This window comes from Deltaproteobacteria bacterium (genome assembly GCA_026712905.1).
Taxonomy (GTDB): Bacteria; Desulfobacterota; Binatia; order UBA9968; family JAJDTQ01; genus JAJDTQ01.
In genome coordinates this window covers 1-1,539 of the sequence record JAPOPM010000260.1, presented here as the reverse complement: position 1 = coordinate 1,539, position 1,539 = coordinate 1, and the positions used below count along the sequence as shown (strand labels likewise).

1 protein-coding gene is annotated in these 1,539 nt (G+C 68.4%); it reads right to left on the bottom strand.

Translation table 11 applies throughout. The features are described 5' to 3' along the window. The coding region (locus tag OXF11_21620; protein ID MCY4489689.1) for a S8 family serine peptidase at positions 1–1,539 on the bottom strand (1,539 nt) is incomplete at both ends.

Genomic DNA, 1,539 nt, shown 5'->3' with positions numbered 1-1,539 from the left:
GACAGGAACAGCCGGTTCTGGATTGTCCGGGTCCGGGTGTCCCCGAGCGCGCCGAAAGTCGCGCCCCAGACGCTTCGGCTTTCTTCGATCCGCGAAACCTCCGCCACGGACAGGAAGCCGTCGCGCTCTTGCCGCCATCGCAGGCCGAACTGACGCCATGGCGCCCGGCTCGACATCCGCCCGCTGCTGACCGCGGCGAACGGGCGCAGGCCGCGGCCCTGTATCTGCAACGCCACCGCGTTTCCGGCGTGGGCAAAGAAGGGGGCGGCGGCAACGGCACCGGCGGTTTCGACCGTGCTCCATTCCCTCCACGCGGACCGTTCACAGCCCTCGCACAGGCTGTGGCGCAAGCGCCAGCGGCCAAGCCTGCCGGCGGAGAAATCCATCCCGACAGCGTGAAGCTCACCGGGGCTCCGGCCAGGCTCGGCGAATGAGCCATGGGTATCGAAGCGGGCCTCCAGGTGGCCGCCTGCCTGCGCCAGCATTTCCCCGGCGGCGCGGCCCAGCGCCGGAGGCCCTCCGGCCTCGACGGCGACGGCATCGAACAGGCTCGTGTTGTAGTACGCCTTGCCCACCCCGCCCACCGCGACCTGTACGCCTTGCAGCCGTTCGCCCACCTGCGCGAGGGCGGGGGACAGGGTGATGCGGACGTCTCGGAGCAGCGGCGTCCGCGCCGTTCCGGCCACCGAGAACGGCAACGCTACCGTCCCCTGCATCGCCACCGCCCGTCCCAGGTTCAACCGTCCCCATCCGTAGACGGCGTCCGGCTCGTTGGGATTGTCCACCCGGCTCCCGAGCGGGTCCGCCGAGTAGAGCAGCACCGCCTGCACCACTGACATCGGCATGCCGGGCAGCCGGCTCTTGAGCACCGCCAACGCGCCGCTCACCATCGGGGCGGCGAAAGAGGTGCCCGTGAGCGCCTCGTTGGGGCCGACCCTGAGACCCTCCCCGGGCGCGAACAGGCACCAGTTTCGCGCCTCGCCGCATCCGTTGGAGAACCTCGCGATCCTGCCGTGCCTGTCCAGCGCGCCGACCACCAGCCATTTTCCGAGCAGTCTGGACTCGAACAGCGGCGCCACCATCCATCCTCCGATGGAATCGTAGTCCGCGCAGTCCTCGCTCCCGCATTCCGTTCCCCACATCTCTTTGAAAGAGACCGCAGGGCCGCGCTCGTCGTCCCCCCGCAGCCAACTGAAGTTCTCCATGAACTCCTGGGCGGTGAACGCCAGGTCGCCCAGCCGGCAGCCGTCCTCGCCGATGAAGTTCTTTCCGCACATGTGAACGGTGTTGTTGATGGAGTTCCAGCTTTCGTTGCCGGCTGCCCAGACCACCACCATGTCCCTGTCGTCGAGCGTTCTCGCGGCCCTGGCAAACTCTCCTGCGTTCCCCGTGAGGAAGCGGCCGACCAGATCCAGGTTGAGAAGCGGCCGGAACAGCGGCTTGCCCACGGTCAGCCACACGCCGTCCCGGCCGGCGTACCTCCCGTAGTAATGCTGCGTTATCCCGATGCTGAAGTTGAGCACTTGCGCCCGGTTGGCG